The 20,202-nt window shown below is 75.0% G+C and carries 21 protein-coding genes; 7 read left to right on the top strand and 14 right to left on the bottom strand.

Annotation, left to right across the window (positions count from 1 at the left end):
• Positions 1-59: 59 nt before the first annotated feature.
• Positions 60-731, top strand: a complete 672-nt coding sequence (locus HOY81_RS06860; RefSeq protein WP_237319281.1) for a TrkA family potassium uptake protein — start codon at positions 60-62, stop codon at positions 729-731.
• Entirely contained in the window at positions 728-1,396 is a 669-nt protein-coding gene (locus tag HOY81_RS06850; protein WP_272892462.1) for a TrkA family potassium uptake protein, read from the top strand. The genes HOY81_RS06860 and HOY81_RS06850 overlap by 4 nt, the downstream gene beginning before the upstream one ends.
• A gap of 162 nt (positions 1,397-1,558) precedes the next feature.
• Here the strand turns inward: HOY81_RS06850 and HOY81_RS06845 are convergent, their stop codons facing one another.
• The 4 genes from HOY81_RS06845 to HOY81_RS06830 are packed head-to-tail and all read right to left on the bottom strand — an operon-like array spanning position 1,559 to position 6,158.
• Positions 1,559-2,398, bottom strand: coding sequence for a DUF3159 domain-containing protein (locus HOY81_RS06845; protein WP_237319280.1), 840 nt, complete (start codon positions 2,396-2,398; stop codon positions 1,559-1,561).
• A 3-nt stretch (positions 2,399-2,401) separates the two neighbouring features.
• Positions 2,402-2,806 (bottom strand): OB-fold nucleic acid binding domain-containing protein, encoded by a 405-nt coding sequence (locus HOY81_RS06840; RefSeq protein WP_237319278.1) that lies wholly within the window; start codon positions 2,804-2,806, stop codon positions 2,402-2,404.
• A gap of 32 nt (positions 2,807-2,838) precedes the next feature.
• On the bottom strand, positions 2,839-3,534 hold the full coding sequence (locus HOY81_RS06835) for a response regulator (protein ID WP_237319276.1): 696 nt from the start codon (positions 3,532-3,534) through the stop codon (positions 2,839-2,841).
• Positions 3,535-3,578: 44 nt separating this feature from the next.
• Positions 3,579-6,158, bottom strand: coding sequence for an ATP-binding protein (locus HOY81_RS06830; RefSeq protein WP_237319274.1), 2,580 nt, complete (start codon positions 6,156-6,158; stop codon positions 3,579-3,581).
• 168 nt (positions 6,159-6,326) lie between these two features.
• Here HOY81_RS06830 and HOY81_RS06825 point away from each other — a divergent pair, with 168 nt between their 5' ends.
• Entirely contained in the window at positions 6,327-6,581 is a 255-nt protein-coding gene (locus HOY81_RS06825; RefSeq protein ID WP_237319272.1) for a DUF4235 domain-containing protein, read from the top strand.
• A 264-nt stretch (positions 6,582-6,845) separates the two neighbouring features.
• Here the strand turns inward: HOY81_RS06825 and HOY81_RS06820 are convergent, their stop codons facing one another.
• The 3 genes from HOY81_RS06820 to HOY81_RS06810 are packed head-to-tail and all read right to left on the bottom strand — an operon-like array spanning position 6,846 to position 8,744.
• Positions 6,846-7,655 carry a DUF3710 domain-containing protein gene (locus tag HOY81_RS06820; RefSeq protein ID WP_237319270.1) on the bottom strand — a complete coding sequence of 270 codons (810 nt, stop codon included), beginning with the start codon at positions 7,653-7,655 and terminating at the stop codon, positions 6,846-6,848.
• A 1-nt stretch (position 7,656) separates the two neighbouring features.
• On the bottom strand, positions 7,657-8,172 hold the full coding sequence (dut, locus tag HOY81_RS06815; protein ID WP_237319268.1) for a dUTP diphosphatase: 516 nt from the start codon (positions 8,170-8,172) through the stop codon (positions 7,657-7,659).
• On the bottom strand, positions 8,169-8,744 hold the full coding sequence (locus tag HOY81_RS06810) for a PaaI family thioesterase (RefSeq protein WP_237319349.1): 576 nt from the start codon (positions 8,742-8,744) through the stop codon (positions 8,169-8,171). Before HOY81_RS06810 ends, dut begins: the two co-directional genes overlap by 4 nt.
• A gap of 76 nt (positions 8,745-8,820) precedes the next feature.
• On the opposite strand from HOY81_RS06810, the gene HOY81_RS06805 reads away from it, so the two are divergent.
• Positions 8,821-9,282: a DUF3093 domain-containing protein gene (locus HOY81_RS06805; protein WP_237319266.1), complete on the top strand. Its 462-nt coding sequence runs from the start codon at positions 8,821-8,823 to the stop codon at positions 9,280-9,282.
• A 76-nt stretch (positions 9,283-9,358) separates the two neighbouring features.
• On the opposite strand, the gene HOY81_RS06800 is transcribed toward HOY81_RS06805, so the two are convergent.
• From HOY81_RS06800 to HOY81_RS06785, 4 genes are all read right to left on the bottom strand, one after another.
• Entirely contained in the window at positions 9,359-10,261 is a 903-nt protein-coding gene (locus HOY81_RS06800) for a hypothetical protein (RefSeq protein WP_237319264.1), read from the bottom strand.
• A gap of 12 nt (positions 10,262-10,273) precedes the next feature.
• Positions 10,274-10,573 (bottom strand): DUF4193 domain-containing protein, encoded by a 300-nt coding sequence (locus HOY81_RS06795; RefSeq protein WP_093662716.1) that lies wholly within the window; start codon positions 10,571-10,573, stop codon positions 10,274-10,276.
• Positions 10,574-11,041: 468 nt separating this feature from the next.
• Positions 11,042-12,292, bottom strand: a complete 1,251-nt coding sequence (locus HOY81_RS06790; RefSeq protein ID WP_237319261.1) for a cell wall metabolism sensor histidine kinase WalK — start codon at positions 12,290-12,292, stop codon at positions 11,042-11,044.
• Positions 12,293-12,300: 8 nt separating this feature from the next.
• A complete protein-coding gene (locus HOY81_RS06785) occupies positions 12,301-12,954 on the bottom strand; it encodes a response regulator transcription factor (protein WP_237319260.1) in 654 nt (217 codons plus the stop codon).
• Positions 12,955-13,229: 275 nt separating this feature from the next.
• Here HOY81_RS06785 and HOY81_RS06780 point away from each other — a divergent pair, with 275 nt between their 5' ends.
• Entirely contained in the window at positions 13,230-13,421 is a 192-nt protein-coding gene (locus tag HOY81_RS06780; protein ID WP_237319354.1) for a hypothetical protein, read from the top strand.
• Between the two features lie 94 nt (positions 13,422-13,515).
• Here the strand turns inward: HOY81_RS06780 and HOY81_RS06775 are convergent, their stop codons facing one another.
• Positions 13,516-14,328: an inositol monophosphatase family protein gene (locus HOY81_RS06775; protein ID WP_237319259.1), complete on the bottom strand. Its 813-nt coding sequence runs from the start codon at positions 14,326-14,328 to the stop codon at positions 13,516-13,518.
• Between the two features lie 89 nt (positions 14,329-14,417).
• A complete protein-coding gene (locus tag HOY81_RS06770) occupies positions 14,418-15,530 on the bottom strand; it encodes a ferrochelatase (protein ID WP_237319258.1) in 1,113 nt (370 codons plus the stop codon).
• 150 nt (positions 15,531-15,680) lie between these two features.
• On the opposite strand from HOY81_RS06770, the gene HOY81_RS06765 reads away from it, so the two are divergent.
• Together HOY81_RS06765 and sepH are read left to right on the top strand one after the other, a co-directional pair.
• Positions 15,681-17,036 carry a D-arabinono-1,4-lactone oxidase gene (locus tag HOY81_RS06765; protein WP_237319257.1) on the top strand — a complete coding sequence of 452 codons (1,356 nt, stop codon included), beginning with the start codon at positions 15,681-15,683 and terminating at the stop codon, positions 17,034-17,036.
• 622 nt (positions 17,037-17,658) lie between these two features.
• Positions 17,659-18,756 carry a septation protein SepH gene (gene sepH, locus HOY81_RS06760; protein WP_237319256.1) on the top strand — a complete coding sequence of 366 codons (1,098 nt, stop codon included), beginning with the start codon at positions 17,659-17,661 and terminating at the stop codon, positions 18,754-18,756.
• A 500-nt stretch (positions 18,757-19,256) separates the two neighbouring features.
• On the opposite strand, the gene HOY81_RS06755 is transcribed toward sepH, so the two are convergent.
• The gene (locus HOY81_RS06755; RefSeq protein ID WP_237319255.1) at positions 19,257-20,090 is read right to left on the bottom strand and encodes a sulfurtransferase; all 834 of its coding nucleotides are present in this window, start codon (positions 20,088-20,090) and stop codon (positions 19,257-19,259) included.
• Positions 20,091-20,202: the final 112 nt, after the last annotated feature.

The raw sequence follows: 20,202 nt of genomic DNA, 5'->3' as shown, positions 1-20,202 counted from the left end.
TATGCGGTCAGTCATGCGATCCTGATACGGCCCGCTGTACGGGAGTGAGAGGGACGGGCGTGCACATTGTGATCATGGGCTGCGGCCGCGTGGGGGCCGAGCTCGCACAGGCGCTGGAGCGGCAGGGCCACACCGTCGCCGTGGTGGACCGGGACCCGACCGCCTTCCGGCGGCTCGGCGCCGGTTTCGGCGGGCGGCGGGTGACCGGACTGGGCTTCGACCAGGACACCCTCCGGGAGGCCGGCATCGAGGAGGCCGGTGCCTTCGCCGCGGTCAGCAGCGGTGACAACTCCAACATCATCTCCGCCCGGGTGGCGCGGGAGACCTTCGGCGTGGAGAACGTCGCGGCTCGCATCTACGACCCGCGCCGTGCCGAGGTGTACCAGCGCCTGGGCATCCCGACCGTCGCCACGGTCCGCTGGACGGCCGACCAGATGCTCCGGCGGCTGCTGCCCTCCGGGTCGGAACCGCTGTGGCGGGACCCCAGCGGGGCGGTGCAGCTCGCGGAGGTGCACGCCGCGGAGTCCTGGGTCGGCCACCGGGTCAGCCGGCTCCAGGAGGACACCGGGGTACGGGTGGCCTTCCTCACCCGAATGGGCGAAGCCATGCTGCCGACGTCGCAGACCGTGCTCCAGGAGGGTGATCTGGTGCATGTGATGATGCGCAGCGATCAGGTGGCCGCGGTGGAGGCGGCGTTCGCGAAGGGGCCGGAGGAGGCGCAGCAGCGATGAGGGTTGCGATTGCGGGCGCGGGCGCGGTGGGCCGCTCCATCGCCGGCGAGCTGCTGGAGAACGGGCACGAGGTGCTGCTGATCGACAAGGCGCCGACGGCGATCTCGGTGGAGCGGGTGCCGCAGGCCGAATGGCTGCTGGCGGACGCCTGCGAGATCACCTCGCTGGACGAGGCCGCGCTGGAGCGCTGCCAGGTGGTGATCGCGGCCACCGGCGACGACAAGGTGAACCTGGTCGTGTCGCTCCTGGGGAAGACCGAGTACGGGGTGCCCCGGGTCGTCGCCCGGGTGAACAACCCCAAGAACGAGTGGCTGTTCAACGAGTCGTGGGGCGTGGACGTCGCCGTGTCCACCCCGCGGCTGATGTCGGCGCTGGTCGAGGAGGCGGTGAGCGTCGGCGACCTGGTGCGGCTGCTGCGCTTCTCGCAGGGTGACGCGAACCTGGTGGAGCTGACGCTGCCGCCGGAGGCGGCGCTGGCGGGGACCCGGGTCGGCGATGTGACCTGGCCGCAGGACACCGCGCTGGTCACCATCATCCGGGGGAACCGGGTGCTCACCCCGGACCCGGAGGACGCGCTGGAGGCGGGCGACGAGCTGCTGTTCGTGGCCGCGCCGGCGCGGGAGGAGCAGCTCGAGGACCTGTTGTCGGTGCGCGCCGGGGGCTGACGGGGCTTCCCCCGGTTCGCCCCCGGCGAACCGGGAAGCAGGTGCCCGGCCAGCGGGCCGGGAGCCAGGCGCCCGCGCTGGGGCGGGGAGGTGACGCACCCGCGCCCGCGCACGGGCGGAACCCTGGTGCCGGGAGCCCCGCGAGCCGGGCCGGCGGCCCGGTCAGGCGCTGCCGCCGTCGCGCCGCGCGGTGTCCTCCGCGACGGTGTGCGGCCCCGCTGCGTCCGGCCCGGCGTCCCGCGCCTCGCTGTCCGACGCGGCGCTCCGCGCCACACCCTCCGCAGCGGCGCTCCGCGCCGCTTCCTCTGCCTCCATCTCGGCGATCACATTGATCGGCGGCGGCGCCTTGGCCAGGAAGATCCAGGTCAGGTAGACGGCGAGCAGCAGCGGCGGGATCTTCAGGGCGACCGTGACCCAGCCGAACTTGGTGGGGTCCGCCCACCAGTAGAGCGGGAAGAGGATCGCGGCCTTGCCGAGGAAGATGAATCCCCAGGCGTAGCTCGCCTTGACGTACGCCCGCTTGCGCCCCGGGTTACGGGTCCGCCAGGAGAGGTTCTCCTTGAAGACCGGGCCGAGGATGAGCCCGAGCAGCGGGAAGCCGGCGGCCGCGCTGATGAGGTACGCCAGCGACAGGCCCAGGCCGTAGAGCATGCCGGGCAGGTAGAAGTCCTTCGCGTTGCCCGTGACCATCGCGAAGACCACGCCGACGACCACGCCGAAGACCCCGCTGAAGGCGTGCTTGACGGTGTCCCGGCGCACCAGCCGGGCCAGTGCCATCAGGCCGGCCGGGACCAGCGCGGCGAGGGCCGCGGCGTGGATGTCCTTGTTGATCGTGTAGATGAGGATGAAGACCAGGCCGGGGAGGGTCGTCTCCGCCAGCCCGCGCAACCCGCCGAAGGCCTCGAACAGGGCGGCCTCGGTGACCTGCTGCTGCTCCGCGGAGTTCGCCGTGCCGGCGGAGTCCGCGGAGCCTGCCGCGGTCTGCTTGTCGAGTGAGGTCACCCGCTACTCCTGTCCGAGGGGTCGCAGTTCGTACTTGGGGTTGAACAGCACGGGGCGGCCGCGGTGCATCGCTATCCGTCCCCAGGCGATCATCTTCCGGCCCGGTTCTATGCCGGCGATGGCCCGCCGGCCCAGCCACACGACGTCCAGGGCCGCCGACCCGTCGAAGAGCTCCGCCTCCAGCGTGGGGACTCCGGCGCGTGGCCGCAGCGTGACCGTGCGCAGTGTACCCGTCACGCGGACGAACTGCCGGTCCCCGCACTCGGAGATGCGCGAGCACCCGGTGAGGGTGTCCGTGTCCTCGCGGAGCTCGGCCGACCGCAGGTCCTCCTCCGAGGAGGAGAGCCGCTCCAGGAAGCGCCGGAAGCGCCCGCCGCCGCCCTTGTCGTCTCGGGTGTCGCCTGCCATAACCGCCAGCGTACCCGTGCGGGCGGGCACGATCACCGCTCGAACCGGTAGCCCCGGCCGGGCTCGGTCAGCAGGTGCCGCGGACGGGCGGGGTCGGCTTCCAGCTTGCGCCGCAACTGTGCCATGTACACGCGGAGATAGTTGGTCTCGGTGCCGTAGGCGGGCCCCCAGACCTCCTGCAGCAACTGCTTCTGGCTCACCAGCAGCCCGGTGTTCCGCACCAGCACCTCCAGCAGGTGCCACTCGGTCGGGGTCAGCCGGACGTCCCGGCCGTCGCGGTGCACCTTCTTCGCGGTGAGGTCGACGCTGAAGGCGGCGGTCTCGACGATCCCGGAGCCGACGCCCTCGCCCGCCGCGGGTTCCGCCCGGCGCACGGCGGCACGCAGCCGGGCCAGCAGTTCGTCCATGCCGAACGGCTTGGTGACGTAGTCGTCCGCGCCGGCGTCCAGCGCCTTGACCTTCTCCTCCGAGGTGTGCCGGGCGGAGAGCACCAGGACGGGCACCCGGGTACGGGCCCGGAGCGCCCGGATCACGTCCACCCCGTCCATGTCCGGCAGACCGAGGTCGAGGATCACCACGTCGGGGTGGCGGTCGGCGGCGAGCCGGAGGGCGCGGGCGCCGTCCGGAGCGGCGTCCACCTCGTACTTCCGCGCCTTGAGGTTGATCGCCAGGGCGCGGACGATCTGCGGCTCGTCGTCGACCACCAGCACCCGGTGTCTGCGGGGCATTGCGGACTTCCCTCCTGCTCAGCCGGTCGCCTCGGCCGGTCGTCTCAGCCGGTCACCCCGGCCGGCCGCTCCTCCTCCGGCGCGGGGCCGTGGTCCCCCGCGGCGCGCAGCGTGAGCACCATGGTCATGCCCCCGCCAGGGGTGTCCTCGGCCTCCAGGGTGCCGCCCATGGCCTCGGCGAAGCCACGGGCCACGGCCAGCCCGAGTCCGACCCCGGTGCCGCGCGGCGCGTCGCCGTGGCGCTGGAACGGCGCGAAGATGCGCTCCTTGTCGCTGTCCGGCACGCCGGGCCCGCGGTCGCACACCCGGAGCTCGACACGGTCGCCGAGCGCGCTTGCGCGTACCCGTACGGGCTCCCCCGGGGGACCGTACTTGACCGCGTTCTCCACCAGGTTGGCGACCGCGCGCTCCAGCAGTCCGGGGTCGACGGCGACCATGGGCAGCGCCTCGTCGGTCTCCAGCACCACGCTGTCCTCCGGCACCCCGCCGAGGGCCGCCGGCACCACCTCGTCCAGGTCGGTCCCCCGGATCAGCGGGGTGACCGTGCCGGTCTGGAGCCGTGACATGTCCAGCAGGTTGCCCACCAGGTGGTCCAGCCGGTCGGCGCCCTCCTCGATGGCCTCCAGCAGCCCCTCCTCGTCCTCCGGGGTCCAGTCGACGTCGCCGGAGCGGAGGGAGGTGACGGCGGCCTTGATGGCGGCCAGCGGTGTACGCAGGTCGTGCGAGACCGCGGCGAGGAGTGCGGTCCGGATCCGGTTTCCCTCGGCGAGCTCGCGGGCCCGCTGCGCCTCGTCCAGCAGCCGCCGCCGGTCCAGGGCGACCGCGGCCTGGGCGGCGAAGGCGGCGAGCACCCGGCGGTCCCGGGCCGGCAGCACCCGGCCGCTCAGCGCCAGGGCCAGGCCGTCCCGGACGGGCATGTCCACCTCGGCGTCCTCGGGGCGCCGGGCGGGGCGCGGCCCGGCGGCGGCCGCACAGCTCCACGGGGCGGCGTCGTCGAGGCGTTCCAGCAGCGCCACGGACTCCATGCCGAAGGTCTCCCGGACCCGCTCCAGCAGTGCCTCCAGGGTGGTGCCGCCGCGGAGCACGCCGCCCGCCAGGCGGGAGAGGATCTCCGACTCGGCGCGCAGTCGCGCGGCCTGCTGGGTGCGCCGCGCGGCGAGGTCGACGACCGCGGCGACGGTCACCGCGACGGCGCAGAACACCGCCAGCGCGACGGCGTTCCGGGGGTCGGCGACGGCCCACCGGTGCAGCGGCGGGGTGACGTACCAGCCGAGCAGCAGGGCGCCGAGGGCGGCCGAGGCCAGGGCCGGGAGCAGCCCGCCGAGCAGTGCGGCGGCCACCGACACGGCCGTGAGGAGCAGCAGTTCGTGGGCGAGGCCCGGGGCGTGCGCGGGCTGGTAGCGGTCGGGGAGCGCGGTCAGCAGCAGCGGCCCGGTCAGGCCCAGCGCCCAGGCGGCGGCCCGGCGGGCACGCCGGGGCCGGAAGCCGCCCGGGACGGGCAGCCCGCGGCCCCGGGCGGCCTCCTCGTGGGTGACGATGTGCACGTCCAGGTCGGGTCCGGAGTCCCGGGCGACGGTGGCGCCGACGCCGGGCCCGAAGACGTACTGCCAGCTCCGGCGGCGGCTGGTGCCCAGCACGATCTGGGTGGCGTTGACCCCGCGGGCGAACTCCAGCAGCGCCTCCGGTACGCGGTCCCCGGCGACCGCGACGACACGGTGGAAGGTGCCCCCCAGGTCCTCCACGAGGGACCGCTGCACCGCCAGCTCGCGGGGCGAGCCGCCCCGCCGCCCCGCACCGCGTGCGATGTGCACGGCGAGGATCTCGCTGCCGGAGCCCTTGGCGGCCATGCGGGCGGCGCGGCGCAGCAGCGTACGGCCCTCCGGGCCCCCGGTGAGGCCGACGACGATGCGTTCCCGGGCCTGCCAGATGGCCGAGACGTGGTGCTCGGTGCGGTACCGCTGGAGGTAGGCGTCCACCCGGTCGGCCGTCCACAGCAGCGCCAGCTCGCGCAGCGCGGTCAGGTTGCCGGGGCGGAAGTAGTGCGAGAGCGCCGCGTCGATCCGGTCCGCGGGGTAGACGTTGCCGTGCGCCATGCGCCGTCGCAGGGCCTCCGGGGACATGTCCACCAGCTCGATCTGGTCGGCGCGGCGGACCACCTCGTCCGGGACGGTCTCCCGCGGGCGTACCCCGGTGATGTTCCGCACCACGTCGCCGAGCGACTCGAGCTGCGAGATGTCGACCGTGGAGATGACGTGGATCCCGGCCCGGAGCAGCTCCTCCACGTCCTGCCAGCGCCGGGGGTTCCGGGAGCCGGGTGCGTTGGCGTGGGCGAGTTCGTCGACCAGGACGACGGCCGGGCGGCGGGCCAGCGCGGCCGCGGTGTCCAGCTCGCCGGCGGCGGCTCCGCCGGGCGCCCCGGTGCCGCGGGGGATCTGTTCCAGGCCGTCGAGCTGCTCGGCGGTGCGCGGCCGGTCGTGGTGCTCGACGACGCCGGCCACCACGTCGGTGCCGCGCCCGGCACGGCGGTGTGCCTCGGCGAGCATCGCGTACGTCTTGCCGACGCCGGGTGCCGCCCCGAGGTAGATCCGCAGCGTGCCGCGCCGGGCGGGGATGCTGGCCGCCATGGCCCCTATTGTGGCGGCACCCGGCGGCCCTGGGAGGGCGGGGCGGTCCCCGGCCGGCCCGTGGCGGGGCGGGCGGGTTTTCCGGGGCGGCGAGTGTGGCACTGCGGGGAGGGTCCCTCTGCACAGGAACGTCGGCGGAGCCGGAAAGGCGGCGAGGACCCCATGGGCATGAAGCTCTACAAGGTGTTCAGCACGGTGGCCACCCTGCTCGGCGGCATCCTCGCCGGGAAACTGTTCCAGCGCCTGTGGAAGGGCGTCTCGCGCCAGGACGACGCGCCGCAGCCGACCGACGAGGAGCGGCCCTGGAAGGAGGTCCTGGCGGCCTCCGCAGCCCAGGGGGCGATGGCCGGTGTGGTACGGGCGGCGGTGGCCCGCGGCGGGGCTGCGGGCATGCGGCGGGCGACGGGGAACTGGCCCGGGTGAGCCCGGCCCGGCCCGGCCCGGGCTCACCCCGCCGGCGTACGGGCCCGCCGGCGTACGGGCCCCGGCGGCCGGGGAACCGGCCGCGTCGGCACGCGGCCCCGCGCGTACGGGCCGCCGTGCCCGGCGGGCCGGTCCAGGGCGTATCCGGTGGACCCGCCGGGCGTCCGTGGCCGAGACCTCCGGGCGTAAGTGGAGGACGCGACGACGCAGCGGACGTGCGGCGTGCGGGGCGTCGCGGGCCCGGGAAGATCCGCCGGGCAGGCCCTAGCGGACCTCGGTGATCTCCGGGCCGCGCTGCAGCTTGTCGATGCCGCCCGCGAAGCGGGAGCCCTCCTCGACGGTCTCCTGCTGCACCCCGTCCGGGACCATCTGCGCGTCGTCCGGCAGCTTCAGGACGATCGGGTCGCGGGGCGCCATCGGCGCGTCGCCGCGGACCACGACGGTGTCCCGGAAGATCGACTCCAGCAGCCCGGCCTGTTCCGGCTGCACCGCGCCCTGACCGGAGATCACGCCGCGCAGGAACCAGCGCGGGCCGTCGATGCCGACGAAGCGCACCACCTGCACCCCGTGCTTGCCGTCCGGGAGCTGCACCGGCACCTGGGCCCGCAGCTCCCAGCCGAGCGGCCCCTCGGTCTCGTCGATGACACCGCCCTGCCGGGTGATCCCGGAGGCGATCTCCTCGCGCACCTCGTCCCAGATGCCCTCGCGCTTGGGCGCGGCGAACGCCTGGAGCTGGACGGCGCTGTCCCGGAGCACGATGGTGGCCGCCACGATGGCGTCCCCGGCGACCTCGACCCGCAGCTCCATGCCCTCGACGCCGGGCACGTACACGCCGCCGAGGTTCACCCGGCCGGTGCCCGGGTCGGCGACCTCCGAGACGTCCCACGGGCCGTCGGGCCGGGGCGCGGGCGGCAGCTTCACACGGCGGGCCTCGGCGTCGCCGGAGGCGTCCTTCCCGGCGCCCGCGGCGTCCTCGGCCTCCGCGTCCCGCTCGCCGGCGGTCTCGTCCGTCTCGAACTCGTCCGAGGCGCCCTGCTCAGGCTTTCCGCTCTTCTTCCGACGACGTCCGAACACGTCACTGTCCTCTCAGGTCGGCATCCTGGCCGGGATCGACCGCAACGACATCATTCTGCAGTGCGGCGGCATGGCCGCCCGTGGAACCGAAGCCCCCCGTGGCCCGCGCCGAGCCGGGCAGCTCCGCCACCTCGTGGAAGCGCACCTTCTCGACCTGCTGGACGACGAGTTGGGCGATGCGGTCGAAGCGCTCGAACCGCACGGTGCCACGCGGATCCAGGTTGGCAACGATCACCTTGATCTCTCCACGGTACCCGGCGTCCACGGTTCCGGGGGCATTCAGCAGCGAGACACCGCAGCGCGCGGCGAGCCCGGACCGCGGGTGGACGAAGGCCGCGTACCCGTCCGGCAGGGCGATCGACACCCCGGTGGGCAGCACGGTCCGCTCCCCCGGCGCCAGCTCGGCCCGCTCGGTGGTCACCAGGTCGCAGCCGGCGTCCCCCGGATGCGCGTACCCGGGCAGCGGGACCTCCGGGTCCAGCCGCCGGATCAGCACGTCGACGGGCCGCCGGGTCACGGGTTCACCTCGAAGGCGCGGGCCCGCCGGACCTGGTCCGGGTCGGACATGGCCGCCTGGATCTCCTCGTCGCGCCCGTTGTCGAGGAAGTGCTCGACCTGGACCCGGACGAACATCGCGTCGGCCCGGACCACGACGGGTCCCTCGGGGCCGTCCAGCCGCCCGGTGGCGGTGCAGAAGATCTTCCGGCCGTGGCGGGCGGTCGCCTCGGCGTCCAGGTGGAGGGTGCTGCCCACCGGCACCGGGGCGATGAAGTCGGTCTCCAGGCGGCCGGTCACGGCGATGGTGTGCATCAGCCAGTTGAGCGAGCCGAGCGTCTCGTCGAGCGCGGTGGCCAGCACCCCGCCGTGGGCGAGGCCCGGCGCGCCCTGGTGCGCCGGCTTCACGGTGAACTCGGCGGTCACGCTGACGCCCTCGCCGGCGCGTGCCGCCAGGTGCAGTCCGTGCGGCTGCTCGGAGCCGCAGCCGAAGCACTGGCCGTAGTGGGAGCCGAGCAGCTCGCCGGGGGCCGGGGCCTCCGGGTGGCGCTCCGGGACGACGGCGTCGTCCGGGGGCGTCAGGGTCGTTCTGATGGATCGGGGAGCAGTCACGTGTGCAGACCCTACCGCCGCCGCGGGTGGCCGCTCGCAGCCGTGCCAAGCTGGGGGCATGCAGCAGCCCTCCGCGCCCGCGTACGACGAACGCCTCACCGCGCCCGCCTCCTGGTGGCTGATCGCCGCGCTGGCCGGGGTCTCCTGCGCGCTGATCCTGATGCCGCTGGGCACGCTGCCGTCGCTGGGCGGGCTGGTGGTGGGCGGTGCGCTCGCCGCGGTGGCGGTGAGCGCGTACGGCGCGGTGCGCATCCGGGTGGTCGCCGGGTCGCTGGTGGCCGGGGACGCGCGCATCCCGCTGACGGCGCTGGGCGAGGCGCGGGCGCTGGACGCGGAGGAGGCCCGGGACTGGCGCACCCACCGGGCGGACCCACGGGCGCACATGGTGCTGCGGGGGTATGTGCCGACCGCGGTGCGGGTGGAAATCGCCGACCCCGAGGACCCGACGCCGTACGTCTATCTGTCCACCCGGGAACCGGAGCGGTTGGTGGCGGCGCTGGAGCGGGCCCGGACGGCCTGAACGCTCGCAGGCGCGCGCCGCGAGCCCACCGGCACTCGCCCCTCCGGGACCACCCGTGCCGGGGTGCGAGCCGCTCTCAGCCGCCGCCGCGGCCGTCCGCCGGCGGCAGGGCGCCGCCGCGGGTGTCACCGGGGAGCTTCTCCCAGGGGACGGCGGAGCGGCGCAGGTCCTCACGGACCCGGTCGGCGAGCCGGGCCGTCTCCCGGCGGTTCATGGCGGCGCCCACGGCCGCGCCGATCAGGAAGGGCGCCAGGTTCGGGAGGTTCCGCAGGGTGCGCTTGAGGAGCCGCTGGCGCAGCTCGCGCCGGAGCTGTCCGCCGAGGGCGGCGTCCACGGTGGCGGGGCGCGCCACGTCGATGCGCCGCTCGGAGGTCCAGGCCCGCAGGTAGGCCGTGGTGCGCTGGTGCAGGTTTCCCGGCGGGCGCTGCCCGTAGACCTCGTGCAGCTCCGCGATCAGCTTGAGCTCCACCGCGGCCACCCCGGTGATCTCCGCGGCGAGCTCGGCGGGCATCGCGGGCGGCACCGGGAGCATCGCGGCGCCGCCGACGCCGGCGCCGACCGTGGCGGAGCCCTTCAGGGCACCGGTGACGAGCCGGTCGGCGATCTCCTCCGGGCCGAGGCCCGGGAACTGCCGGCGCAGGGTCGCGAGGTCGCGTACCGGGATGCGCGGGGCGATCAGCAGGATGCGGTCCGCGAGCACGCCCAGGGCGGTGCGGAGCCGCCGGCGTCGCAGCCGCTCCGCCTGCTCGGGGCGTCCGCCGGGCGCCTCCGGACCGGCGCGCCCGGCGCCGTACGGACCGTCGGCGCCCTCAGCGGCGCCGGTGTCGCCGGGGCGCGGTTCCGCCGGGCGCCCGGTGTCGCCGGGCCGGGCCGCGCGTCGGCGGTCGCGCAGCCGGCGCAGGCCGCGCGCGGCCGCCGGTGCGAGCGAGGCGCCCTTGCGGCGGGTACCTCGCCCTTCACGTGCGTCGTCGTCCCCCACTGCCGAGCCGTGTCAGGCCGCGCAGTCGCGGCAGATCGGGTGCCCGTTCTTCTCCGCGGCGAGCTGCGAGCGGTGGTGCACCAGGAAGCAGCTCATGCAGGTGAACTCGTCGGCCTGCCGCGGCAGGACCCGGACCGACAGCTCCTCGTTGGAGAGGTCGGCGCCGGGCAGCTCGAGACCCTCGGCCTGCTCGAACTCGTCCACGTCCACGGTGGACGCCGACTTGTCGTTCCGCCGGGCCTTGAGTTCCTCGATGCTGTCCTCGTTGACATCGTCGTCGGTCTTGCGTGGGGTGTCGTAATCCGTTGCCATGTCGCTCTCCCCCTCCGGGTGTCTGTGGGTGTCTCCAGCGCACTAACGCGCGAGAGGCCGGGCTTGTGCCCGACCCGAGGCGGAGATTTTGCCTCACATCAAGGTCTGTTACTCAATCGACACCCAACCGGACCCCCGAAGAGGCGATCGGCTCGGCTGTCGAACGGGACCGAAGACGGTCTGAATGTCGCACTTCGCGCACGACACTCCGTGGTCTGCCCACGATCACCACCTGCGAAAACATGGATTTTGCGGGATTTCTTCCCCCTCTGGGGCCGGGGCCCGCCAGAGGGCCGAAAAACGCCCTGTGTGATCGCTCACAGACCGTGCGGCGGGCAGGCCGGTGGGGAGCGTGTCCCCAGAATTCCGTACATGACCCACCTCCGATGAAGCCCCCCGAGGGTAGCTCCCCCTTCCGGCGGGCGGGGGTGCGCCCCCCGCTCGCCGGGACGGGCCCGCGCCGCGGGCTCACACCGGGAGCACGACGTGCACCGTGAGCCCGCCCTCCTCGCGCGGCTCCGCGCTGACCGCGCCGCCGTGCGCCCGGACCACCGACCGCACGATCGACAGCCCCAGCCCGACGCCCCGGTCGCTGCCGGTGCGCTCGGAGCGAAGACGCCGGAAGGGCTCGAAGAGGTTGTCCACCTCGTACGCCGGGACCACCGGGCCGGTGTTCTCCACCACCAGCACCGCGTGCCCGGCCTCCGCGCGGGTACTCACCGAGACCCAGCCGTCCTCCGGCAGGTTGTAGCGCACGGCGTTCTGCAGCAGGTTCAGCGCCACCCGCTCCAGCAGCACCCCGTTGCCCTGCACGTAGGCGGGCTGCCGCACGCCGCGCAGCTCCACGCCCTTCTCCTGGGCCTCGCCGCGGGCCTGGTCCACCGCCTGCCCGGCCACCTCGGCGAGGTCGACCGGCTTGCGGTCGACGATCTCGTTCTCGCTGCGGGCGAGCAGCAGCAGGCCCTCCACGAGCTGCTCGCTGCGCTCGTTGGTGGCCAGCAGCGTCTTGCCGAGCTGCTGGAGCTCGGGCGAGGCCTCCGGGTCGGACATCTGCACCTCCAGCAGGGTGCGGTTGATGGCCAGCGGGGTGCGCAGCTCGTGCGAGGCGTTGGCGACGAAGCGCTGCTGGGCGGTGAAGGCCCGGTCCAGCCGGTCCAGCATCTCGTCGAAGGTGTCCGCCAGCTCCTTGAGCTCGTCGTCCGGCCCCTCCAGCTCGATCCGCCGGTGCAGGTCCGAGCCGGCCACCGTGCGCGCCGTGCGGGTGATGCGGCCCAGCGGCGAGAGCACCCGCCCGGCCATCACGTAGCCGAAGGCGAAGGCCGCCACGGCCAGCCCCAGCAGCGCCAGCAGGGAGCTGCGCAGCAGCTCGTCCAGGGCCTGCGCCCGCTGGACGTCCGCGCACTCGCCGAGGCGCCGCATCAGCTCCTCGTTGTCCATCCGGCCGGCGAGCTGCGGGCAGGCGTCGGAGGTGAGCTGGAGCTGCGCCTGCACGTTCAGGAAACGGAAGGGCAGCTCGCCGAGGTCGTGCAGGGCCTGCGCGGCGAGCAGGTAGATGATCGTGAGCAGCATCATCCCGGCGATCAGGAACATCCCGCCGTAGAGCAGGGTGAGCCGTATCCGGATGGTGGGACGCAGCCACGGGTACGGGCGCTGCGGCGCGCGGGGGTCCCAGGTGGGCTTGGGCGGCGCGTGCGGGGGCGGGGCGGCGGGAGCGGTCATGGTGCCTGTCAGATCCGGTAGCCGGCGCCGGGGACCGTGACGATCACCGGAGGCTCGCCGAGCTTCCGGCGCAGGGTCATCACGGTGACCCGGACGACGTTGGTGAAGGGGTCGGTGTTCTCGTCCCAGGCCTTCTCCAGGAGCTGCTCGGCCGAGACGACGGTGCCCTCGGCCCGCAGCAGCACCTCCAGCACGGCGAACTCCTTCGGCGCGACCTGGATCTGCCGGCCGTCGCGGAAGACCTCGCGCCGGTTCGGGTCGAGCTTGATCCCGGCCCGTTCCAGGACCGGGGGCAGCGCGGTGGTGGTACGGCGCCCGAGGGCGCGTACGCGGGCCGTGAGCTCGCTGAACGCGAACGGCTTGGGCAGGTAGTCGTCGGCGCCGAGCTCCAGGCCCTCCACGCGGTCGCTGACGTCGCCGGACGCGGTGAGCATCAGGACGCGGGTGGCCAGCCCGAGGTCGACGATCCGGCGGCAGACGTCGTCACCGTGGACCAGCGGCAGGTCGCGGTCGAGCACGACGACGTCGTAGTCGTTGACGTCGATCCGCTCCTGGGCCGCCGCGCCGTCGTAGACCACATCGACGGCCATGGCCTCCCGGCGCAGCCCGGTCGCCACGGCATCGGCGAGGAGCTGCTCGTCCTCGACGACGAGTACGCGCACGGCTGGTCCTTCCTTCCGTTCCTGCTCGGCGGGGCGGTGCGCCCCCCTTCATCCTGCCTGCCACCTCGGTAAACCGGCCGTAAGCGGGTGAGCCGGGGGGCTTTCCGAATTTTTCCCCGGGATTGAGGTTTCTCTGAGGTTCCGGATGGGGAGGACGAGTGCACACCCCGCGATCACGTGATGCGGCGGCGTGTCTCTCCCTTCGGACGGCCGCCCGGCGGCGTACCCGGCGTGATCACCCGAAAACCCTCGGCACACCCCCGTGCCACCGACCCATGACGAGGGGGCGCACCATGGACGCGTTCACCGCAGGCATCCTGCAGCGCATACGGAACACCGAGTCCGACCTGCTCCGCGCTCGTGAGTCGGGCGACGACTTCCTGGCCGAGGTCGAGCAGTCGGAGCTGGAGGACCTGCGCCGTCTCGCCGCCGAGCACGGCGTGGAGGTCGGCGCACCGACCTGCTGAGGCAGGGAGCACCGTCGGCGAGCCCCGGGCACCGCGAGGTGTCCGGGGCTCCGTCATGCCCGGCCCGCGGCCCGTGCCCGGCCGCGGCCCGTGCTCAGTCGTGCCAGGCGCCGAGCCGGTCCAGCAGCGGCTGGAGCACCCGGAAGACCCCGGGCGAGGCGGCGACCGTCAGGTCCCCGTCCGCGGCGGTGCCGGGGCGACCACCGGTGAGGGCGCCCGCCTCGCGGGCCACCAGGTCGCCCGCGGCGAAGTCCCAGGGGTTGAGCCCGCGCTCGTAGAAGCCGTCCAGGCGCCCGGCGCCGACGTCGCAGAGGTCGATCGCGGCGGAGCCGGAGCGGCGGATGTCGCGGACCTGCGGGAGGAGCTGCCGGGCGACCTCGGCCTGGGCGGCGCGGCGCTCCCGCACGTAGTTGAACCCCGTCCCGATGAGCGCCTGGTCCAGCTCCGGGGAGGGGCGGCAGCGCAGCGGCTGGGCGTTCAGGAAGGCGCCGTGGCCGTGCACCGCACGGTAGGTCTCCTCGCGCGCCGGGGCCTCCACCACGCCGACCACGGTCTCGCCCCGGTACTGAGCGGCGATGGAGACGGCCCAGGACGGGAGCCCGTAGAGATAGTTCACGGTGCCGTCGAGGGGGTCCACGACCCAGCGGACGCCGCTGCTGCCCTCTGTTGCGGCCCCCTCCTCGCCCAGTACGCCGTCCTCGGGGCGCTGCTCCGCGAGGTAGCCGGTGATCAGCTTCTCCGCGGCGATGTCCATCTCGGTGACCACGTCGATCGGGCTGGTCTTGGTCGCGGCGACGCCCAGGTCGTCGGGGCGCCCGTCGCGCAGGAGGACGCCGGCGCGGCGGGCGGCCTCCAGCGCGATCTCGAGCAGGTCGGCCTTGAGCTGGTCGAGCCGGTCGTCGGTCACTGTTCTCCTCGGCTGTGCGGTCGTCGGCGGCGGCGCGGGGACCGCGCCGCGCGGCCGGTCGGCGTACGGGCCGCGGGCGGCCCGGAAGGTCACGGGAAGGGGCTGTCGGCGCCCGCGGCGGCGGGCCGCGGCTCCCGCGGCGGGCAGCACCCCGCGGGGCACACGTCGTGGCTCGGTCCCAGGTCTCCGAGTGCCCGGCGGCGGGGTTCCTCACCCCGCTCGGCGGCGGCGCGTTCCAGCACCAGCTCGCGGACGGCGGCGGCGAACCGTGGGTCGTCACCGACGGTGGCCGAGCGGGCCACCGGCAGTCCCAGTTCGCCGGCCTTGGCCTGCGCCTCGGTGTCGAGGTCGTAGAGCACCTCCATGTGGTCCGAGACGAAGCCGATGGGGATCATCACCGCGCCCGGGGCGCCGGCCCCGTGCAGCGTCTCCAGGTGATCGCAGATGTCCGGCTCCAGCCACGGGATGTGCGGGGCCCCGCTGCGGGACTGGTAGACCAGCTCCCAGGGCCGGTCCACGCCGGTCCGCTCGCGCACCGCCCCGGCGACGACCCGGGCGGCGTCCAGGTGCTGGGCCACATAGGCGCCGCCGTCCGGACCCGCGGTCGCGGCGGCCGCGGTGGGGATGGAGTGGGTGGTGAAGACCAGGTGGGCCGTGTCCCGCACCTGGTCGGGAAGGTCGCCGAGCGCGGCGAGCACGCCGTCGGTGACCGGTTCGAGGAATCCGGGGTGGTTGAAGTAGTGCCGCAGCTTGTCCAGCCGCGGCAGCGGGAGGCCCTCGGCCCGGAGCGTGGCCAGCGACTCCGCCAGGTTCTCCCGGTACTGGCGGCACCCGGAGTACGAGGCGTAGGCGCTGGTGGCCAGCACCAGGATGCGCCGGTGACCCGCGCGGACCATCTCCCGCAGGGTGTCGGTGAGATAGGGCGCCCAGTTGCGGTTCCCCCAGTGGACCGGGAGGTCCAGCCCGTGCCCGGCGAAGTCCGTGCGCAGCGTCTCCAGCAGACTGCGGTTCTGCGCGTTGATCGGGCTGACGCCGCCGAACAGGAAGTAGTGCTCGCCGACCTCCTGCAGCCGTTCGCGCGGGATGTTCCGGCCACGGGTGACGTTCTCCAGGAACGGGATCACGTCGTCGGGCCCCTCGGGGCCGCCGAAGGAGAGCAGCAGCAGGGCGTCGTACGGGCGTGCAGCGAGCGCATCGGACATGTCCCCGATCCTGCCATCCGCGCCCCGTCGGCGCGGACCGGCACCCGGCGTCCTCGCGGCGGAATCACCGCTCACGTCGTCGCACGGGACTCCGGCCGGGTGGGCCGCCGTGAGTATGATCGCCCCGCAACCGACGAGGGAGATGCGGGCATGGGCGTGCGGTCGAGGTACGGCGCGGCGAACCCGGAGCGCCCTGCGAACCCGGCGGCCCCGGCGGCATGGCGGAACTGGGCGGGCAACGTCACGGTACGCCCGCTGCGCACCGTCGCCCCCTCCTCCACCGCGGCGCTGGCGGAGGCCGTGCGCCGGGCCGCGGAGGACGGTCTCACCGTCAAGGCGACCGGAACCGGCCACTCCTTCACCCCGGTCGCCGCGACGGGCGGGGTGCTGCTGCGCCCGGAGCGGCTCTGCGGGGTGCGCGAGATCGACCGGGAGCGCGGCACGGTGCGGGTCGCCGCCGGCACACCGCTCCGGCAGCTCAACGAGACGCTCGCCGCCGAGGGGCTCTCGCTGGCCAACATGGGCGACATCATGGAGCAGACCGTCTCCGGCGCGGTCAGCACCGGCACCCACGGCACCGGCCGGGACTCCGGGAGCCTGGCCGCCCAGCTCCGGGGCCTGGAGCTGGTGCTCGCCGACGGGTCGGTGCTGCGCTGCTCCGCCGAAAAGCATCCCGGGGTGTTCGCGGCGGCCCGGGTGGGCCTGGGGGCGCTCGGGGTGATCAGCGAGCTCACCTTCGCGGTGGAGCCCGCCTTCCTGCTCTCCGCGCGCGAGGAGCCGATGCCGTTCGCCCGGGTGGTGGCCGAGTTCGACCGGCTGGTCACGGAGAACGAGCACTTCGAGTTCTACTGGTTCCCGCACACGGAGTGCTGCCTCACCAAGCGGAACAACCGCAGCCCCGGCCCCGCCCGCCCGCTGCCGCGGCTCCGCGGCTGGCTGGACGACGAGCTGCTCTCCAACGGCGTCTTCCAGGCCGCCTGTTCCCTCGGCCGTGCGGTACCGGGCACGGTGCCCGCGCTCGCCCGGCTGGCCGGCCGGGCGCTCTCCGCCCGCCGCTACACCGACATCCCGTACAAGGTCTTCACCAGCCCGCGCCGGGTGCGGTTCGTGGAGATGGAGTACGCGCTGCCCCGCGAGGCCGCCGGGCCGGCGCTGCGTGAACTCAGGTCGCTGATCGAGCGTTCGGACTTCCGCATCGGCTTCCCGGTGGAGGTACGGGTGGCGCCCGCCGACGACATCCCGCTGTCCACCGCGTCCGGGCGCGACACCGTCTACATCGCGGTGCACATGTACCGGAGAACGCCGCACCAGGCGTACTTCACCGCCGCGGAACGGGTCATGACCGCTCACGGCGGACGCCCGCACTGGGGCAAGCTGCACTCCCGGGACGCCGCCTACCTGGCCGGGGCGTACCCGCGGTTCGGGGAGTTCACCGCGCTGCGCGACCGGCTGGACCCGGACCGGGTCTTCACCAACGACTACCTGCGCCGGGTGCTGGGCGACTGACGGCGGATGCTGCGGGTGGCGGGCGCGCGCCGTCCGCGCCGGGCGCGCCGGCGCCGACCCTCCCGCATCGGTGCGCCGTGTGCGCGGAGCCCGTACGCGTCCCGCCGGGCGCGGCGGAGGGGGCGTCCGCTCACCCGTGGGCCTGAATTCCCGGCGCGGGCCCGCGGAGGCTTCCGCGCCGGCGGCGGAGGCGGGGCGGCCGGTCCGGCCGGTCCTGGGCCGGGGCGGATTCCGCTTGTGCCGGTTCTGTGAGGTTTCCCACCGGCAGCCGGCGGCCCGCTCCGGCCCGGGGACCGGTTGCTCCCCGCGACCGCGGCACCGCCGTCCAACCCCGATCGGGCCCGGGCGACTTCGGCGGCGCGCCGCCCCACTCCTGGTGGCACGAATGGAGTAGTGTGACGAGCCCTGGCCTCGGCCCTGCCCTCGGCTCTGCATAACGGAGTGACCATGAGTCACCTTGCGTGGCAAACTAGTCACCGTGCCATAACGGCGGATCAGGACAGGGGTTCGACACGCCGGGCAAGTCGGCAAGGTTGTGGCAGGCTGCACCCGGGCAGGCCACACTCGTCTAGCGGGAGCAGCGACGCACGTGACGTCGGCAGGCACCACCCGGGAGGTTCCGATGCCCGAACTGCGTGTCGTGGCCGTCAGCAACGACGGCACACGACTGGTGCTCAAGGCTGCCGACAGCACGGAATACACGCTTCCGATCGATGAGCGCCTGCGCGCCGCGGTGCGGAACGACCGCGCCCGGCTGGGGCAGATCGAGATCGAGGTGGAGAGCCACCTCCGTCCCCGGGACATCCAGGCCCGGATACGGGCCGGTGCCTCCGCCGAGGAGGTGGCGCAGCTCGCCGGCATCCCGGTCGAGCGGGTGCGCCGGTTCGAGGGGCCGGTGCTCGCCGAGCGCGCGTTCATGGCCGAGCGGGCCCGGAAGACCCCCGTGCGCCGGCCCGGTGAGAACACCGGCCCGCAACTCGGCGAGGCGGTCGCCGAACGGCTGTTGCTGCGCGGCGCCGACAAGGACAGCGCGCGCTGGGACTCCTGGCGGCGCGACGACGGCACCTGGGAGGTGCTGCTCGTCTACCGGATCGCCGGGGAACCGCACACCGCCGGCTGGACGTACGACCCGCCGCGGCGGCTGGTGCAGGCCGTCGACGACGAGGCCCGTGCGCTGATCGGTGAGACCGACGACACCCCGGAGCCGAGCTTCCCGTTCGTGCCCCGGATCGCGCGGCTGCCGCGCGACCGGGGGGACCGCGGCGACCGCGTCGAGCGGGCCGAGCTGGAGCCCTCGGCCCTGCCGCCCGCGCCGCTGGACGGCGCCGGGCGGGACGGCGCGGACAGCGGGCCGGACTCGCTGACCAGCCTGCTGGAGGCGGTGCCGAACTTCCGCGGCGACATGGTGGTGCCCGAGAAGTCCGGCGCGGGCGCGCCGGCCGGTGGCGAGGACGGGGACGAACCCGGCGAGGGCGCCGCGGCGGCCGCCGGGGAGCCGGAGTCCGAGGAGCGGGAACAGGTCGACCCGCCGGCGACCGCCGCCGGCGCGGGGTCGGCGTACGCCGATGTGCTGATGCCCCGTTCGGTGAGCGCCCACCGTGACCGGCTGACCGGGAACACCGACCGGCAGGCGGAGGCGGACGGGGTCCGCCCCGGGCGGCGGGCCGCGGTGCCGAGCTGGGACGAGATCGTCTTCGGGACGCGCCGCAAGAAGGAGTAGGCCTCCGGGGGGGGTCGCCGCGTCTCCCCGGGGTGCCCCGTGCAGTGGGGCGGCCGGCCCGGCGCGCCGGGCCCGCGCCGCGCGGACGGGCCGCAGCGGCGGCAAGCTTGAGGCGCCGGCGCGTGCCGCCTCCCGCCGGGAGCCCGCCGGGCAGCGGTCACGGCGACCGCCCACCCGGGCGAGTGCGCCACCGGACCGCCGCCTGGAAGCGACGTGCCGACCGGCCACCGTGGACGCCGGGCCCGCACCGCGCGGACGGACCACCGTGGGTGCGGGGGCACGCGGTGAGCCGCGCAGCCCCCGCGTGCCCCGGTCGTTCCTGCTCCGCCTCGGCCGGCAGCCGTGTCCGGTGGGAAAAGGCACCCGGTGAAGGGCGGTGCCCCGCCGGGAGCGGCCCGGACGCTGGTACGTCCCGCCGGGAGCGGCCCGTACCGGCGCCCCGCCCGGTCAGCGGGTCGACCGGTGGCGCCCCGGGCGGGGGCGCGCGCGGTGGGTGCGCGTCAGCCGGGGGCGGGTCCGGTGGCGACCGGACGGGCGGGGTCGGCGCACCAAGCGCTCCAGGACCCCGGGTAGAGCGCCGCGTCCACCCCCGCGACGGCCAGTGCGAGCACCTGGTGCGCGGCCGACACCCCCGAACCGCAGTAGACGCCGGTCGCGGTCCCGGGCGTCACCCCGAGGCGGGCGAAGCGGTCGGCGAGTTCGGCGGCGGGGCGCAGGGTGGTGGCGCCCTCGGCGACGTTCTCCGTGGTGGGCGCGGAGAGGGCGCCCGGGATGTGGCCGGCGACCGGGTCGATCGGCTCCACCTCGCCCCGGTACCGCTCCCCCGCCCGCGCGTCCAGCAGCACCCCCGTCCGGGCCAGGGAGGCCGCCTCGTCGGCGGTGAGGGCGGGCATCCCGCCGGGGCGTGGCGTGAAGTCGCCCTCGGTGGGTTCGGGGTCACCCGTCTCGAGCGGACCGTCCCAGACGGCGAGGCCGCCGTCCAGCACCCGCACGTCGGGGTGGCCCGCCCACCGCAGCAGCCACCAGGCGCGGGCGGCCGCCCAGCCCTGGCCGCCGTCGTGGACCACGACCGGCCGGTCGGCGCGGACCCCGGCGCGCCGCATGACGGCGCCGAACTCCGCGGCGGCGGGCAGCGGGTGCCGCCCGGCGCCCGGCCCGGCGGGCCCGGCCAGTTCGGTCTCCAGGTCGACGTACACGGCTCCGGGCAGGTGCCCGGCCAGGTACTCGGGCCGGCCGGGCGGCCCGCCGAGCTGCCAGCGGACGTCGAGCAGGACCGGCGGCCGCGGCCCGGTCAGCGCGGCGGCGAGCTCGGGGGCGGTGATGAGGACGCTCATGCCCCCATCGTCCCGCATCGGGACGGCTCCCGGTGCGTAGGCGACTTCCGGCCGACCTGCGGGGCGTGACAGGCGCGAAAGGACCGCACGGTGGTGCGACCGCGTACGGGGT

The sequence above is a fragment of the Streptomyces sp. JJ36 genome, from assembly GCF_021696945.1.
GTDB lineage: Bacteria > Actinomycetota > Actinomycetes > Streptomycetales > Streptomycetaceae > Streptomyces.
This window is presented reverse-complemented; position numbering and strand designations above follow the sequence as displayed.

What these genes read in the sequence shown, in the direction of transcription:
- HOY81_RS06850 (WP_272892462.1), top strand. Translation starts at nt 728, where the DNA reads ATGAGGGTTGCGATTGCGGGCGCGGGCGCGGTGGGCCGCTCCATCGCC.
- HOY81_RS06840 (WP_237319278.1), bottom strand. Translation starts at nt 2,806, where the DNA reads ATGGCAGGCGACACCCGAGACGACAAGGGCGGCGGCGGGCGCTTCCGG.
- HOY81_RS06835 (WP_237319276.1), bottom strand. Translation starts at nt 3,534, where the DNA reads ATGCCCCGCAGACACCGGGTGCTGGTGGTCGACGACGAGCCGCAGATC.
- HOY81_RS06830 (WP_237319274.1), bottom strand. Translation starts at nt 6,158, where the DNA reads ATGGCGGCCAGCATCCCCGCCCGGCGCGGCACGCTGCGGATCTACCTC.
- HOY81_RS06825 (WP_237319272.1), top strand. Translation starts at nt 6,327, where the DNA reads ATGAAGCTCTACAAGGTGTTCAGCACGGTGGCCACCCTGCTCGGCGGC.
- HOY81_RS06805 (WP_237319266.1), top strand. Translation starts at nt 8,821, where the DNA reads ATGCAGCAGCCCTCCGCGCCCGCGTACGACGAACGCCTCACCGCGCCC.
- HOY81_RS06795 (WP_093662716.1), bottom strand. Translation starts at nt 10,573, where the DNA reads ATGGCAACGGATTACGACACCCCACGCAAGACCGACGACGATGTCAAC.
- HOY81_RS06790 (WP_237319261.1), bottom strand. Translation starts at nt 12,292, where the DNA reads ATGACCGCTCCCGCCGCCCCGCCCCCGCACGCGCCGCCCAAGCCCACC.
- HOY81_RS06780 (WP_237319354.1), top strand. Translation starts at nt 13,230, where the DNA reads ATGACGAGGGGGCGCACCATGGACGCGTTCACCGCAGGCATCCTGCAG.
- HOY81_RS06770 (WP_237319258.1), bottom strand. Translation starts at nt 15,530, where the DNA reads ATGTCCGATGCGCTCGCTGCACGCCCGTACGACGCCCTGCTGCTGCTC.
- HOY81_RS06765 (WP_237319257.1), top strand. Translation starts at nt 15,681, where the DNA reads ATGGGCGTGCGGTCGAGGTACGGCGCGGCGAACCCGGAGCGCCCTGCG.
- sepH (WP_237319256.1), top strand. Translation starts at nt 17,659, where the DNA reads ATGCCCGAACTGCGTGTCGTGGCCGTCAGCAACGACGGCACACGACTG.
- HOY81_RS06755 (WP_237319255.1), bottom strand. Translation starts at nt 20,090, where the DNA reads ATGAGCGTCCTCATCACCGCCCCCGAGCTCGCCGCCGCGCTGACCGGG.